Origin of the sequence: Bacillus sp. B4EP4a, from assembly GCF_006680105.1 — a bacterium.
Lineage (GTDB): Bacteria > Bacillota > Bacilli > Bacillales > DSM-1321 > Peribacillus > Peribacillus simplex_E.
In genome coordinates this window covers 30,495-45,454 of record NZ_VHIK01000068.1, presented here as the reverse complement: position 1 = coordinate 45,454, position 14,960 = coordinate 30,495, and the positions used below count along the sequence as shown (strand labels likewise).

The 14,960-nt window shown below is 36.5% G+C and carries 13 protein-coding genes and 2 pseudogenes; 13 read left to right on the top strand and 2 right to left on the bottom strand.

Annotated features, from left to right (window positions below):
* From FNK51_RS25300 to FNK51_RS25280, 5 genes and pseudogenes are all read left to right on the top strand, one after another.
* A partial coding sequence (locus FNK51_RS25300; RefSeq protein ID WP_181762345.1) for an excalibur calcium-binding domain-containing protein occupies positions 1-238 on the top strand: 238 nt, incomplete at its 5' end.
* Positions 239-508: 270 nt separating this feature from the next.
* Positions 509-1,495 (top strand): annotated as a pseudogene (locus FNK51_RS25295) (IS1595 family transposase).
* A 210-nt stretch (positions 1,496-1,705) separates the two neighbouring features.
* Positions 1,706-2,191: a DUF2975 domain-containing protein gene (locus tag FNK51_RS25290; protein WP_098372987.1), complete on the top strand. Its 486-nt coding sequence runs from the start codon at positions 1,706-1,708 to the stop codon at positions 2,189-2,191.
* A gap of 211 nt (positions 2,192-2,402) precedes the next feature.
* Positions 2,403-3,029: a major tail protein gene (locus FNK51_RS25285; protein WP_141995112.1), complete on the top strand. Its 627-nt coding sequence runs from the start codon at positions 2,403-2,405 to the stop codon at positions 3,027-3,029.
* A complete protein-coding gene (locus tag FNK51_RS25280; RefSeq protein WP_141995111.1) occupies positions 3,029-3,472 on the top strand; it encodes a head fiber protein in 444 nt (147 codons plus the stop codon). Before FNK51_RS25285 ends, FNK51_RS25280 begins: the two co-directional genes overlap by 1 nt.
* Positions 3,473-3,769: 297 nt before the next feature.
* Here the strand turns inward: FNK51_RS25280 and FNK51_RS25275 are convergent, their stop codons facing one another.
* Positions 3,770-4,396, bottom strand: a complete 627-nt coding sequence (locus FNK51_RS25275) for a hypothetical protein (RefSeq protein ID WP_141995113.1) — start codon at positions 4,394-4,396, stop codon at positions 3,770-3,772.
* 465 nt (positions 4,397-4,861) lie between these two features.
* On the opposite strand from FNK51_RS25275, the gene FNK51_RS25270 reads away from it, so the two are divergent.
* The 4 genes from FNK51_RS25270 to FNK51_RS25255 all read left to right on the top strand — a co-directional run bounded on the left by FNK51_RS25270 (position 4,862) and on the right by FNK51_RS25255 (position 8,053).
* Complete coding sequence (locus FNK51_RS25270; protein ID WP_141995110.1) at positions 4,862-5,206, top strand: YolD-like family protein; 345 nt, start codon at positions 4,862-4,864, stop codon at positions 5,204-5,206.
* Positions 5,207-6,177: 971 nt separating this feature from the next.
* Positions 6,178-6,726 (top strand): GNAT family N-acetyltransferase, encoded by a 549-nt coding sequence (locus tag FNK51_RS25265; RefSeq protein WP_141995109.1) that lies wholly within the window; start codon positions 6,178-6,180, stop codon positions 6,724-6,726.
* 231 nt (positions 6,727-6,957) lie between these two features.
* Positions 6,958-7,314: a toprim domain-containing protein gene (locus FNK51_RS25260; RefSeq protein ID WP_141995108.1), complete on the top strand. Its 357-nt coding sequence runs from the start codon at positions 6,958-6,960 to the stop codon at positions 7,312-7,314.
* A gap of 34 nt (positions 7,315-7,348) precedes the next feature.
* The gene (locus FNK51_RS25255) at positions 7,349-8,053 is read left to right on the top strand and encodes a hypothetical protein (protein WP_141995107.1); all 705 of its coding nucleotides are present in this window, start codon (positions 7,349-7,351) and stop codon (positions 8,051-8,053) included.
* Positions 8,054-8,496: 443 nt separating this feature from the next.
* Here the strand turns inward: FNK51_RS25255 and FNK51_RS25245 are convergent.
* Positions 8,497-8,876 (bottom strand): annotated as a pseudogene (locus tag FNK51_RS25245) (VOC family protein); the annotation flags it as partial.
* 411 nt (positions 8,877-9,287) lie between these two features.
* On the opposite strand from FNK51_RS25245, the gene FNK51_RS26815 reads away from it, so the two are divergent.
* The 4 genes from FNK51_RS26815 to FNK51_RS25230 all read left to right on the top strand — a co-directional run bounded on the left by FNK51_RS26815 (position 9,288) and on the right by FNK51_RS25230 (position 14,959).
* Positions 9,288-9,464, top strand: a complete 177-nt coding sequence (locus tag FNK51_RS26815) for a hypothetical protein (protein ID WP_181762344.1) — start codon at positions 9,288-9,290, stop codon at positions 9,462-9,464.
* A 1,084-nt stretch (positions 9,465-10,548) separates the two neighbouring features.
* On the top strand, positions 10,549-11,664 hold the full coding sequence (locus tag FNK51_RS25240; RefSeq protein ID WP_141995106.1) for a GerAB/ArcD/ProY family transporter: 1,116 nt from the start codon (positions 10,549-10,551) through the stop codon (positions 11,662-11,664).
* A 318-nt stretch (positions 11,665-11,982) separates the two neighbouring features.
* Positions 11,983-12,780 (top strand): DUF4046 domain-containing protein, encoded by a 798-nt coding sequence (locus FNK51_RS25235; protein ID WP_141995105.1) that lies wholly within the window; start codon positions 11,983-11,985, stop codon positions 12,778-12,780.
* Positions 12,781-13,363: 583 nt separating this feature from the next.
* Positions 13,364-14,959 (top strand): spore germination protein, encoded by a 1,596-nt coding sequence (locus FNK51_RS25230; protein WP_141995104.1) that lies wholly within the window; start codon positions 13,364-13,366, stop codon positions 14,957-14,959.
* Position 14,960: the final 1 nt, after the last annotated feature.

Here is a 14,960-nt window from a genome sequence, read left to right as displayed (position 1 = left end):
ATTAGCTGAGGAACAAAAGAAAAAGGAAGAAGCAGCTCGATTAGCTGAGGAACAAAAGAAAAAAGAAGAAGCAGCTCGATTAGCTGAAGAAAAAAAGGAACAAAAGGCGGTCAACAGTGTTTATTATGAGAACTGTGATGCCGCACGATCGGCAGGTGCAGCACCTGTATATAAAGGAACTCCTGGTTACGACAAGCATCTAGACCGTGATGGCGATGGAATTGGTTGTGATAAGTAAAGTAAGCTAACGGGTGCTTGAGTTCCATAGGATGCACTAATGAAGACCACTTATTAGGTGGTCTCTTTTATTTGTTCAAAAATCATCATTAATCTTTAACAAAGCTTATTTTAAATAAAGGCTATGTTAAATCTTGTTGTTGATAATTGAATATTCCGAACAAAAATGGGCATAATAAAAGATATAATGATGGTTCGGAGATGATATAGCGTGGAGTTAAAGGAAATAAAGAAGCTCGCCGAAGCATTAAATGAAAGCGGTAACAGGAACTTGTATATTTCTTGCAGTCTCGAACGAAACCGATGTCGGCTCCTATTCGTGCAATTGATGAAATCCAGGAACAAAAGCATAAAGCTGGTCTTGTCTGCCCACATTGCGACAGCCATTTTGTTGTGCGATTTGGTAAATACGTTATCAAAACACGTGCTGGAGAGGTGAAACAGCAGCGTTACCGCTGTAAAGCCTGCCATCAAACCTTCAACGACCTCACAAACACGCCTCTTCAACGCACCAGAAGACCACATCTTTGGGTTCGGTTCATCGAATGCATGATTGAGGGCTATTCGTTGAGAAAATGTGCCGAGCAATTGGGTAATGAGGTGACGCATGTAACCTTGTTTTACTGGCGGCATAAAATTCTTTCGGCTCTGAAGCAAATCCCAACTGAAGCGTTCCAAGGAATCGTCGAGATGGACGAGACCTATTTCTTGTACTCTGAGAAAGGGAAAAGAAACATCTCTGAACGTAAGTCGCGTAAACGCGGTGGTAAAGCTAAATATCGCGGCATCAGCAATGACCAAATATGCGTATTGGTCGCCCGCGACCGCCAGAAGATGACTTTCTCTGGCGTTCTCGGACGTGGGCGTATTCGGACTTCAAAATTGGGTGAAGCGATTGGCGGTCATTTATCAGATTCGAACGTACTTTGTACGGATTCATGGCGGGCATTTAGTTCCTACGCCAATTCGAAAGGGTTAGACCATTACCGCTTCAAGTCCGATGGGAAACAGGGTGTGAAGGGCGTTTACCACATTCAGAACGTGAACAGGCTACCATAGCCGACTGAAACGCTGGATTGACCGCTTTAACGGTGTTGCAACGAAGTATCTGCAACATTATTTGGCTTGGTTTCGTTATGTAGACAGCAAGGAATATGAGAATACTTCATCGAATAAGAAAAATATGTTGGTCAAATCGTGCCTATTTACTGTGACCGACACGAATACCAAACTTCGGCTCTCTGCTTATTCTTGTTAAGCTAACGGGCAGTTTTGTTGAACAAGTTGTAAATTTAACATTTTAAAGTAAGAGCATTTCTTTGTAATGAGAAGTGCTTTTTATTTTTGTCAAAATTAAAAGGATATTTAAATAACAATAATAATATAAATAAAAACAATATAAATTTATTGTAAAACGATAAATATTATGCTAAAATCATGTTGTCATTAAATAAGTGAGGTCTTTTAAATGAATGTTAAACGAGGTTCAACCACTTTCTTAAAGGTAATTATTTTTCTGGCTGGAATTGCAGTGCTTGCTTTGTGTATCTGGTTGCCTGAGATAGCCGTTAGAGATGCAAGGGTACATCCAGATACGGCTTACTTCCTAATCCCCTTTTTAGTATGTGCATACGGATTCTGTATTGCGTTTTCTGTTGCGTTGTATCAAGCATATAAACTATTAACCTACATCGAAAAGAACAATGCTTTCTCTGAATTATCCCTTAAATCTTTGAAGATTATAAAGAAATGCGCTTTTACAGTCATTTTCCTCATTTTGTTAGGAATAGTAAGCTTAAGGGTGCTTGCTAAAGTTACAGGTAGTGATGATGCAGCGGGTCCTACATCATTATGTCTAATGGGTATTTTAGCAACAAGTATCATCGCAGCCATTGTGGACGCACTTCAAAAGCCATTAAAAAATGCCCCAGATATAAAGTCAAAAAATGAATGATTAACGGATATGTAAGACTTTGGATTGTCAGCCAGGTGATTTTTGGAGTACAAAAGCGACGAAGACACTCAATAAAAACAGACACAACTAATTTATTTAACTACGGGGACGATAGCTCAATGAACCGCCTTTTCACCAAGGCGGTTTTCTTATGGTCAAATATCAACATTAGAATTTAACATAGCCATTATTTTAAATAGGAGTTATTAATTTGGCAGAAGAGAAAAAAAGCTATAGATCATCTATCGGTGTGAATGAATTTTATTATGCGGTTTTAACAGATGACGATGACCATTCATTTACGGCTGGTGAAATTACCCGGATTAAATTTCTGCAAAATATTGAGGTAGTAATGCCGCAAGAAGCGATGAGGGCGTATGGGGATAATGGTACAGCTGAAATTGCTATTTCAGGTGGAAATGTAACAGTATCCACTCAATTTCACAAAGTACCTATTCAGGATAAGAATATTTTATTTGGTCTAGAAACAGTGGACGGACTTTCGTCCATTGGCGGTGAGGATGTGCCACCTTATGTGGCAACGGTATTTACTAAGACATTTGAGGACGGTTCTAAAGAGTGGGTGGGGCTTACAAAAGGAATGTTCATGCGTTCTAAAATTTCCGGTAAAACCAAAGAAGAAAACAAAGAATTTGATAATGAAGAAGTCACTGGAGAATTTATGGAGCGTTATGTAGAAGGAACCGAATCTGAAAAATCTGTTCTTTTCGGAGCTGACAAAAAAGGTGAAACAGACAGCCGGGATTCTCTATTCCAAAAGATATTTGGCAAACCTTATCCAGGAACAACTGGAGAGCAAGGTGGTGTGGAAGGATAATGACAAACTTTAAAGCTGTTGTAATTGAAGATATCCAGGTCAACAGATTAGTAGTATTAGCAGTCAAAGAAAAAGAAAATGAAATAAATATTCGTTTAGCCCAAGAAGGCGAAGTCCCTGACTTTTTAGCAACAAGAGCGATCACAGAAGGTGAAGAGGTCTATGTGACTATTAAGAATAGAGAAACATGGAAGGTCGAAGCGGGAGCAGACATTCAGGCAGGTGTTCCAGTAGGGACTGGTGAAGATGGGAAAATCGTTGAAGCTCTTGGAGAAAATGCACCAGCTATCATCGGATATTATATAAATGCGGCAAAAGCTGGGGAAGTTGTTAGTTATGTCCGGAATGTAAAAGGTGGAGGAGAAGGTATTCCGGGTCGCAAGGCTCAAAAGGCGACAAGGGTGCTGATGGATTCCCGACGGAAGAACAGTGGAACGAATTAGTAGCGAGAGTAGAGACACTAGAAGGATAAAGAGCAGGAATATTCCTGCTTTATCTTAATTTTTACTTTTAGTGAAGGTTTTAAAGAAACAATTTATTGTCCTTGACACTTCTTTCAACTGGTGAATTACTTTCATTAAAGGCTGTTTATTTAATGAAGTAAATCTTTTTGTTTCTGGGTTCAATTTTGTAATTGGTAACCAAATGGAAATATTTGTTTTTATGAGAATAAGTCGAAAATATATAAGGGTGAACAAAACCTTGTATATTTTCGACTTGATGCAAAAGTACCAGTTTTATCATTGACAACTGTACTTGAACTTAGGCTCTGTCTGAATATAAAAGGCATTTCTTACTTGCGCACTCCAATTTGCAAAGGCTGATCTCCATTCAGGAGTGTTAAAGAATTGATCTACAGTTTGAGTTTCAGAATGCCAAACTATAAATAGGTTGAGTGGGGCAATTCCTCCTGCCCAAATTCCATTATTTGCGTCAGTATCTTCTTCCCTTACTAATAATAAGGGTAGACCAAATTGAAAAGCCATTGAAGGTTCTACTTGTGAATAAACTGATCCTTCCCAGAACGGAGTGGATGGTGGAAGGGGTCCCTCATTGACGCCAACTGTCTTAATTTGAAAACGACGGAGGTTTACTGCTAACATTCCATAGCTTGATGAAACTAACCGACGAATATCGGTTAAAATGGCTTCGGGATAACTTTCGCTTAAAGGTAATGTACGTGGAAAAAGCAAAGCATTCTCAATCTCAAAAATTAGACGGTTTAGAAACTGTTGTTGGTTATCATTTAAATGAGTTGTCGTACTTAAAAATATGGGAATACGATAAGCACGGTCAATACACTCTTGGTGTGCCGATCCTATTTTTGCTTCATCTTTGCTTAAAGAGCTATGCTCATTATTACTCACTTTCTCTTCATCTTTGCGAAAAGAGCTATGCTCATTATTACTCACTTTCTCTTCATCCTTGCGTGAAGAGCTATCCTTATTTTTACTCACTTTCTCACCTTCTTTTTTATTAATTCTTCATAGTTTATGTAGATTAGTTTTTAAAGAGCTTATCTCTACTAAATATAGGCGGTTTGCTGTTTTACAAATCAATTCTGCTGTAGACTCAGAAAGCTATCACCTATAGAGTATCCGAAATTAATGATTGAATAAATTGGAAAATTTAGGGGGAGGTTAAAAACCTTCTTCAACTACCGGGTGCTTTAGTTCCATAGGGCATAAAGGAAGACCACAAAAAAGTGGTCTCTTTTATTTGTTCAAAAATCAACATTTCTCTAGCCCGAAATATTTGGGGAAGGAATTTTTTTCTGTCTTTTATAAGAACGTTAGTTCGTATATAATGGATGTAAAGGAGGGATCTTTCTGATGAGTACAATTCGTGATAGATGGCTCGTTAAATGGCAAGCAGCGTTGATTATTCCAGAACATAAAGCTTTAAATAAAAAAATGGGTGAGGTTGATTGCTTCCTTAATAAAAAACCTGTCCTTGATGAATACCAGGTTGAAGAGTTTGAAAACAACATTCATTATGCGATGGAATATCATTTACGGCTAAGTTTTTCATTGCATAACGAGGGAAGTCCTTATGATTTGCACGGGTATTGTGTGTACATACATCCTGTCACGAAAGAGTTACGTATTCAGAAGAAAGATAGTTCCTTTGAGTATATTCAATTTAATGAGATTATTGATGTGATTGTAGAGGATTAAAAAAAGCCCACCTTAAAATACAGGAGGGCTTTGTAGTGTTTGAAGAATAAACAAAAAAGGCATATAGATTTAGGAGTATACAAATGGAGATTCAGATTGGGGTTCAATTGTTTGCGAACGGTGCTAAGTTCTTACAGTCTTTTGAGACCATTTCAACACAAACTCCTCCAAAACAGTTCACACCTCCTTCCCTAGTTATAGACGATTGTACTTATAAGAAGGTTTTCTGTTTTTTAAAATTATCCCTTTGTTACTATGAAGTACAGCTAAAAATATAGAAAACATTTTAAGAATCAGTGCAGCAATAGTAGAAAATCCTTGCCTGACAACTTCCGATCAGTAAAGGTAAACCGTTTATAAACATGATAAACCGAAATCATTACTAATTTTGGTTTTTTGTCGCGTTTATACTTTTTTCAGTCTATGAATACCTTAACACTCAGAAAAGGATAGAACAGAGCCGAGCATTTATGGAAGAAAGCAAAGAGTTGGATAAGGAATATTATATTATAGCAATCGGAGTACATAACAAAACGATTAAAGTCCATGTGACGATAGAGGGAAAACCGGAATGAACTCGCCTATACTATGACTCAAATCGCCCAAAAGCATGATGGAGGATTATGAAATCATAGTTAGAGCTATAGGAGGACACCCAGTTTCCAATTGAAAGCCTTGACAACTAACTTATACATTACTGTTGTTTTTTCTTAAATTACCGATCACATTTCTCCAATAAGAAAGGTATAAAGGTCGGTAATAATCTGCTGGCTATGTCGCTCCAGATGGGGTTCAAGAAGCATACTGTAAACGTGCACTGTAGTGAAATGTTATGCTATATGTTAATAATAAAGTAGTTTAAGAAGTAATAAAGTCCTTTTAAAAATAGTTGTTTAAAAATAGAATATTTTGATATTAACCTAGGTGAAAATGTTATTATTTACATATTACGGATAAAGAGGGATGATCGAATGGGTTATGTTCGTGAAAAATTAATAATTACGACAGAAAGGCTGGTCCTTAGATTATTTCAAACATCCGATGCGGCAACAGTTGTGACTCTTTGCAATAACTATAATATTTATAAAAATACATTGTACCTGCCTTATCCGTATAGTTTAAATGATGCATTATCGTGGATGGAACACCATTACGATAATTTTATGGCGGATAATAATTATGAGTTTGCGGTGACAGACAAGGTAACCGGCGAAGTATTTGGAGCAATTGCGTTATCTAACAATAAAAGTTTTAACCAAGGTGAAATAGCCTATTGGATTGGCGAGCCATATTGGGGAAATGGCTATGCGACAGAGGCAGCACAGTCGATTTTACAATTTGCTTTTGAAGAAAAGAAACTGCACAAAGTGTTTGCACGATATTTTTCATCGAACCCTGCTTCAGGGAAGGTTATAGGAAAGATTGGTATGAAAAAAGAAGGGATTTTAAAGGAACATGTAATAAAAGACGGTAAATATGAGGATTTAGTATATTACGGAATTATTAATGAAAATGATTAATAATTAACATGCGAAACGAAGAAATGGGGGCTATAGTTGACTAAACGCCTTCCCAAATTAATAACCATATTATTCTTAATAAAAACAGAGAGTGAACGAGAAACATAAATTGTAAACAACTTTAATAACCTTCAATCGAGGTTACTTTACTTGAATGAAAAAAGTAAAAAGATAAAATGATATTCCTATCTTAATGCTATCTTATCAAAATAAGAATATCTAGAAAGTCAGATTGATATTCTCTACTATTGGTCAATAAGACAAAATGAGGTCAAGGATGCCCGAATGGTTAGCATGAATGGTGTTAAGCCTAAAACAATCGCACAAGCCCATTTGGAAGCAGCCCAAGAAGGATACAGAATTGAAAAATGGGTGCTTGCTGTTGATAATGACCAGGGCGGTTTAAATTTTATTGATAAGATGAAAACTTTAGTAAATGAGGATATTTTAGAAGTGGACATACCAGATATTAAAGATTCTGATTGGAACGATCAATTAAAAAAGCAAGTTGCTAATAAATCAGAATCCAGATATGAATATGTTTCTTCTCAATATAAAATACAAAGTAGCGCAGCTTTAGAAAGATAAATCTAATCGAAACTTGATTGTAGGAGAATATGCCATGCCCAGAGAGGATTTATTCGAAAAATGGGAATCGTTAAATGAAGATTTTTTTAATTCTCTTCGAAACGATTATGTTTATCAAATCAGAAAAAAGATAAGTAAATATAATAATTTTATATGGATAGGTACGATTATTCTAATTGTCATAACATCAATATTGTTAAATTTAATCGAAGACCAAGCTGAGTTAATACTACTTTCAAGGGGAATGCTGTTGCCTATTAGTGCAGGTTGTTTGGGGTTACTAGGATTTCTTATTGCAGCCGTTTCTTTATCTACAGATTTTAGTAAGGATACTAATGATAAATTAATTAATGAATTAACAATAATAAAATTAGAAAAAATGAAACTTCTTGCGATAAACCTTGTAATGACAACTATTTTAACGACTATTTTATTTATAGTTACCTATATACCTAAAGATTTTAATGAATTTCTTTTCGTTTTTTTCTCAATAATTTTAACATTATCATTTTACTATTCATTACTTTTTATAATACTAATCTTTGTGTTAACTAATATGTCTTATTATCTACTAAAGGATTATAGAGATAAAGTATTTAAAAAGAAGAAAGAAATTATTGAATCCAGCCAGATAACATTCCCTACGGGGATATTTTCGAAGAACGTTTCTGTAGGAGATGTTTTCACTATTGATAAAAATGGAGATGAAATTACAATTCGCTCGAAAGATTTCAATTGAATGTTAAAGGCAAGCCTTTTGGGAGGCTTGCCTTTTATTTAGGGGTACAGCCAACTATGAATTGAACATAGTCAAAAGTATGGAATGGGGTAGCGTCAGGAAAATGCGGATTTACAACGTTAAGGAAATTACCATATTAAAAAGCCCAATTTCTCAGCATTTATATTTGAGAAATTGGACTTTTTATAAAACGTCACATACTTATTTGTTACCGAGTTGTTCCGCCAAACCTATTAGAAGTCCTTCGGTTCCACGAATGTAGCAGAGCCGATATGAGTCATTATATGCAATAAACTGATGCGAAAAATTTTTAGTCCTTCCAGAACCATTTACGAATCCATTTGGCAGGAATGGCAACCAATACAGCAATTACAATAAGAACTACTTTAAGTATAAAAAATCGTTCATCTAAAGGTATCAAAATATTTCCTCCACATGTATGACGTATCCTCGTACTGAACCACTTCGCCAACGAGCTGAGCACCATACTTAGTGAGTCTGGATACCATTTCGTCAATGTCTTCAACGGTGAACATGACGCGTAGATAACCGAGGGCATTTACAGGAGCAGTCCGGTGATCTGATTAGTAGGTGGGGTGAGAAATCGCGAAAGTTCAAGTCGGCTGTGGCCATCTGGGGTAACCATCATAGCAATCTCTACGCACTGAGAACCCAATCCGGTTACGCGACCAGCCCATTCACCTTCGACAGTGGCTCACCCTTCGAGGTTCAAGCCAATCTCCTCGAAGAAAGAGATTGCGTCATCAAGGGATTCTACAACGATGCCGACATTGTCCATTCTTAGTAATTTGTTTTTTTCCATAGTTTTATCTCCTTATGTGTAAAAATTTATTATCTGATCATCTCCTTCCTGTCTGGCTTTATAAAAGTTACTTTTATGGTAGTAAACATTTATTTATGATGATTAGTAAAAAATGCAACAATAGGGAGTAAAAGATATAGTATACACCAATAATTGAAAGCGTTTTCAATAATGTTTGAACGTTGTGTGAAAATATCAATATTTTTCTGTTGGATATTTTAAACTCACATAATGGTCTTAAGCCGGGAGGAGTTGTTTCAGTTAAACAATTCGCAAAATATCAAAGGTTATATTGTAAAGTGACAAATTACCGATATGTTCTTCAACTAAATGTGAAATTTAGTTGAAGATTGATTGTATTTATTTTCATGAGAGAGAAATATATAACTAAGAACGAGAAGGAGGGAACAAATGGAAGTAAATATGAGTGTTGAAGAAGTCGTGAATCAAATTTCTGAATTAGTAGAAAAAGAAGGGAAGCTACCTAGGAAGAAAGAGGTAAAGAAGTCAGATCCTGAGTTAATGAAAAACGCATTGTATTACTTTCCTAGTTGGGATAATGCAGTAGAACATAGCATGGGATCTTAAACATAAACGATATAAACAATTAATCAATAAACGTAAAAACGCTAAAATGTTTTAATACATTGTTCGTTCCTTCTTCCGTAATGCCGATATAGCACAAGGGGACAGAAGGATGGGAATGGTTCAATTGTATCCGTAAAATATTTGGGCGTATTTAAAATTACACTGATATATATAGCTTGTACGAATTTCACCCGTGTTTTTTGGGTGTATTTAGTTGTAGAAAAGAGGTTTAGACTTTTTTTCGTAAACTTTATGACAGTAATGGATGAAATAGAACCCTCAATTATTCATAGTCGATGAATCATATTTGGAGGAGAAAACTATGACACCATTTTGGATTATCAAACTTAGATTATACTCCTTTTTAAAGTGTTCGAGCCTAATTTAATAGGGGAAAGATTGTCTACAAGAGAAGTTATCCAATCTCATTATTGAACGACTTTATGTTGAAGAATAAGAAGGGGGACTTCTAAATACAGGAAGTCCCCTTATTTTAATGCTGATAATCAATACATTTCGAAAAAGGCAAAGGAACACTGGGAATGAAAATTCTTAAATACATAGCACGAACAATAATAGAAAAGATTGGCGTTATAAGTGTGACTGTAAAATAAAATTGAACCGTTTGTAAAAAAGATGCACGGTTTAGAATACAGTTTGATCAAAAGATCCTCTCTCTTAAACCATTATTGATTTCTCAATGATAGGAGCTGATTCTGATCGAACTTTTATTAAAAACAACAAATGCAATAGGCTGTTAGGTGGCGTAGTTTGCTGCCTGTTTTTGTTTAGAATATTAAATAGATGGTGATAATTACCTAAAAGGAGAAAAAAGAAATGTTAAGAGCTGTAATGAAACTCAATATTCCTGGGTAGTCGGACTTTATTTTACGTTTCGTTTGGTAAACAAGGGCTCTTTATGTCGAATTTTAATGTTTCCATCAATTCGCTATTCCTGATTGTGACAGCTAGTTTGAATGGGATTACTCAATCCTATAATTTGGTTTGTTCAAAGGGAGTCTTTAAGGAATAAGTGGTAGCGACTCGTGATTCTTCAGTCGATATTTGCAAGGAAGTGTAGAATATGGTAAAAAACGTTAAAATCAGCCCTCGTCAATTTTGTATTTTGGTGATTTTATTTTCTATAGGAACGACCATCTTAATTATTCCAGCTGCTATCATAAAAACGGCACAACAAGATGCCTGGATCTCAGCTTTACTCGGTATAGGACTAGGTTTATTACTAGTGGCGTTAATCATTACCTTAGCAAACCGTTATCCGAATATGACATTAGTCGAAATTAATGAAAAACTTCTCGGAAGATGGTTAGGCAAGACCGTTTCTCTTGCGTTTGTTTTCTTTTCATTTATCTCTGCAGCAGGACTTTTATTCCAGGTTGGGACTTTTTTGACGACACAAATGATGCCTGATACACCCGTATTAATGATCAATATTCTTTTTGCGTGCGTTGTGATCATGGGAATTCGCCTTGGACTTGAAACCTTGGCTCGTTCGGCCGAGATTTTCTTTGCTTTTTTCATTATCCTATTTATCATTTTGGTAGTTTCTGTTGCTCCTCAAATCGATTTTCAGAACATACAGCCTGTATTCGAAGTAAGAATGAAACCCATTATATGGTCAAGCCTCATTTTTGTCAGCATTTTTTGTCTACCCTCTGTTGTATTATTAATGGTTTTTCCCGTGTCTGTAAATCAGCCAAAACAAGCCAAACAAGCCTTTTTTTCAGGAATAATCATTGGGGGCCTCTTTTTAACCATCATTATCGTTTTAGGCATTTTGGTTTTAGGTATTGATGTTGCTTCGAGACACATGTATCCAAGTTATGCGATAGCCAGAAGAATCAATGTAGGGGGTTTTATACAACGGATTGAGGCAGTAATGGCTATCATGTGGTTTATTTCAATGTATTTTAAATTGATATTTTATTTTTACGCAGCGATTACAGGTCTTGCCCAAACATTAAATGTAAAAGACTATCGACCACTTACTTTACCATTAGGGATGATTATGGTTGTCATGTCTGTGACCTTACATCCTGATATTCTTGATTATAATCAATACAATAAAGGCATTTTTATGGTACATGCTTCAACCTATGGGCTATTTCTTCCTCTACTATTGTTAGGAATAAGTGCCTTTCGAAAAAAGGAAGAGACCAAACAGAATGAAATTCCCTAAGATACCACCAAAAGATGTTGAATGACAATAAGGTGTTTAAAAACAATAAAGTCGATTAAGTGTTTTAAGTAACAAAAAAATGGTTTAAAAAAGGGTAAATCCATGAATCTCAAGAGTTTTACAGTCCAATTTTAAACAACTTTATTATCATATTTTTATGTGCAGCCGTTTTACCTCTTTCTTGTCACAGTAATCCCCCTATATCTCAAGTGGTTAGAACAAGATATGAGATGGTAAGGCCAACGCATTAGATGGAGTTAATTTGGTATTATATTAATTTTTGGATATAGTTTGCAATAGAGAAAGGAGCGATTTCCTATGGAAGAAAAAGAAAAACTAATCCAAATTTATCGGGATGTATTAGATGGAAGAAGAGCACGATTTCCTAACCACTTTTTTGTAGGAGATCAGGGAATGAAATATTTAGCCTTCCTAACATGTTACCTCATTGAAGAGTACTTAGGAATTCCTATAGAAGAAATTCCTCGAAAAGTCAAAGCGGAAACCCTTTGGAATCACCGTTTACGACCTCCTTCTCATGTTCATGGATGGAAGGGTTTTATAGTGGTAATTGAAAATGCTTACCCTGGAAAGTTTCAACCTTGGGAATTCAATCAAGTTTCCAATAATTATTGGAAAGGGGAAAACGGAAGAAAAAGGGCAATTGAAGTCGTTCGATTCGTGATTGAAGAAAAATGCAAGATACCCCATCAAGAAATCCCTTTGAAAATCAACCATCGCTTCTTTAAAGATCAAAAACTTAATGGTATTTTTCGTTCTTTTGATTATTCTCCTTATCAAGTGATTAATGCTGTGTATCCTGGTCATTTTCAACCGTGGGAATTGGCTAACGTTCCAGTTAATTATTGGAAGAACCCTGAGAACATCAAACAGACGTTAGATTGGTTTCTTTTTCAAAAGCTCTGCTTTTCTTCTTATGAAGATGCTCTTATGAGACTCAAGAAAAAGGACTTCTTCCAATATCGGTTGACTGGATTACTTCAAAGGGCCTTCGACTTTCGATTGTTTAGGGTACAACAATGGATAAGAGAACAAAACACTCATGACCATCTAACATTAATAAACGATAGGGTACAGAAACGATTTGAGGAATGAGAAACTGTATGAAATTCCTTCAAGTATAGACGGATTTAGCTCCCCTTTAACAAAACGTACTGGATATTGAAAAAAGAAAAATCTTCCTCTAATGTTATCGTGACCAAACCAAAACATTGATAGCAACTTCTCAATCCTAATGTATGTCCGCTATGTTTTAAATTGAGTAAGATCATGCCAGTTCTAACCATCGAATGCTCCGCCATGTCTGGGTTTCGAATGGAGGAACCCTCTATATTCATGTACCTGTTTACAGTCAACGGTGTGAGGACTGTGACTTCACTTGGACGGTGGAATTCCATATATTCCTGTTCAATAAAAGGTTACCCTGCACTTTATAACGATGATCGCTCATAAATGTTTCGGGCAACCGTTTGAAGGCGTAGCTTGTGAAAGGGAGGTTCCTGCTTCTCTACAAACACGTTTTATTGTGGAGAACTATTTATTTCCTTAATGTATTAAAAATTGGAAAATAGGCAGGATAATAATGAAGACATCAAACACTTCACTTCATTCGGTAACACAATAACTTCTAATAAGTCTACCTTTTAAAGAATCAAAATACTGAGTGAGGGAAAAATGTATGAGTTTTTTTAAGAAAAAAAGAAAAAACAACGGTAATCGCTTCTTATTCGAGCAAAGCGATCAAAATAAGGAAACGAACAAAGACTTGTTAAAAACAAGTCTCCAAGGAAACATTCAACATGTAAAGCAACAGCTTGGAAATAGTGGCGACATCGTGATTAGAGAAATACAAATTGGCAAAGAGGGAATCGTTAAGGCATGTATTTTTTATACCGATGGTTTGGTGGACACTAATGCCATTCAGAACTTTATCATGGAATCACTCATGTTAGATATTCATCCCGATCAGGAGCAAATGATATCGTCTCAACAGAATGTTTTACAAGTATTGAGAGATTGCATCCTTGCGGTTGGAGACATACAGGATGTTACGGAATTCAGTTCTTTATTGACTTCCCTGTTATCAGGGGATGTTATTCTCTTATTGGATGGATATGCACAAGGTTTTACAATCGGTATGCGCGGTGGAAAAGACCGTGGTGTAATGGAATCCACCACGGAAACCGTCGTTCGGGGGCCAAAGGAAGGTTTTACGGAGAACTTGCGTACCAATACGGCGTTAATTCGCCGAAAAATAAAAACCCCCCGACTTTGGTTGGAATCGAAAAGAATTGGTAAATTGACCAAAACCGATGTAGCGATCATGTATATCGATGGAATTGTGAATGACAAAGTCGTCGAAGAAGTGCACAAGCGTCTGGATCGAATCGATATCGATGGAATCCTAGAAAGTGGTTATATTGAGGAATTGATTCAAGATGAAACAAACAGTCCCTTTCCGACTATATATTATTCGGAACGCCCTGATGTGATTGCCGCCGAGCTTTTGGAAGGGAAAGTTGCCATACTAGTGGACGGAACGCCGATTGTTCTAGTCGTCCCAGCACTGTTCATCTCCTTTATTCAGTCTGCGGAAGATTATTATCAGCGTGCAGACATTAGCACCCTTATTCGTTTGCTTCGTTTTTTTTCTATTTTTATTGCTCTACTAGGACCATCCTTATATATCGCTATCACCACGTACCATCAGGAAATGTTACCAACTCCACTGCTGATCGGTCTAGCCGCTCAACGAGAAGGGGTTCCCTTTCCTGCATTTATTGAAGCTCTCATAATGGAAGGGGCGTTTGAAATCTTGCGGGAAGCTGGTTTACGAATGCCAAAAGCTATTGGACAAGCTATATCTATTGTAGGGACATTGGTGATTGGAACAGCGGCAGTAGACGCTGGAATCGTATCTGCTGCCATGGTAATCGTTGTTGCAATCACGGCTATTTCAAGCTTTGTGCTTCCTGCGTTTACCATGTCCATGTCGATTCGAATGCTCCGTTTCCCGATGATGGCGCTTGCCGCTTCTTTTGGCATATTCGGGTTAATCGTTGGCTTCATCGCACTTGTTCTTCATTTGTGCAGCTTGCGTTCCTTTGGGGTTCCCTATATGAGTCCTTTTGGTCCTTATATCCGTGAAGACATGAAGGATACGTTTATTCGGGTACCTAGATGGGGGATGTTTTCTCGGCCCCGTTTAATCAGCCAGAAAAACAATAAACGCGAACACGATTCGGCACCGAAACCACCGCGGAATAAAATGTAAG

What these genes read in the sequence shown, in the direction of transcription:
- FNK51_RS25290 (WP_098372987.1), top strand. Translation starts at nt 1,706, where the DNA reads ATGAATGTTAAACGAGGTTCAACCACTTTCTTAAAGGTAATTATTTTT.
- FNK51_RS25280 (WP_141995111.1), top strand. Translation starts at nt 3,029, where the DNA reads ATGACAAACTTTAAAGCTGTTGTAATTGAAGATATCCAGGTCAACAGA.
- FNK51_RS25270 (WP_141995110.1), top strand. Translation starts at nt 4,862, where the DNA reads ATGAGTACAATTCGTGATAGATGGCTCGTTAAATGGCAAGCAGCGTTG.
- FNK51_RS25265 (WP_141995109.1), top strand. Translation starts at nt 6,178, where the DNA reads ATGGGTTATGTTCGTGAAAAATTAATAATTACGACAGAAAGGCTGGTC.
- FNK51_RS25255 (WP_141995107.1), top strand. Translation starts at nt 7,349, where the DNA reads ATGCCCAGAGAGGATTTATTCGAAAAATGGGAATCGTTAAATGAAGAT.
- FNK51_RS26815 (WP_181762344.1), top strand. Translation starts at nt 9,288, where the DNA reads ATGGAAGTAAATATGAGTGTTGAAGAAGTCGTGAATCAAATTTCTGAA.
- FNK51_RS25240 (WP_141995106.1), top strand. Translation starts at nt 10,549, where the DNA reads ATGGTAAAAAACGTTAAAATCAGCCCTCGTCAATTTTGTATTTTGGTG.
- FNK51_RS25235 (WP_141995105.1), top strand. Translation starts at nt 11,983, where the DNA reads ATGGAAGAAAAAGAAAAACTAATCCAAATTTATCGGGATGTATTAGAT.
- FNK51_RS25230 (WP_141995104.1), top strand. Translation starts at nt 13,364, where the DNA reads ATGAGTTTTTTTAAGAAAAAAAGAAAAAACAACGGTAATCGCTTCTTA.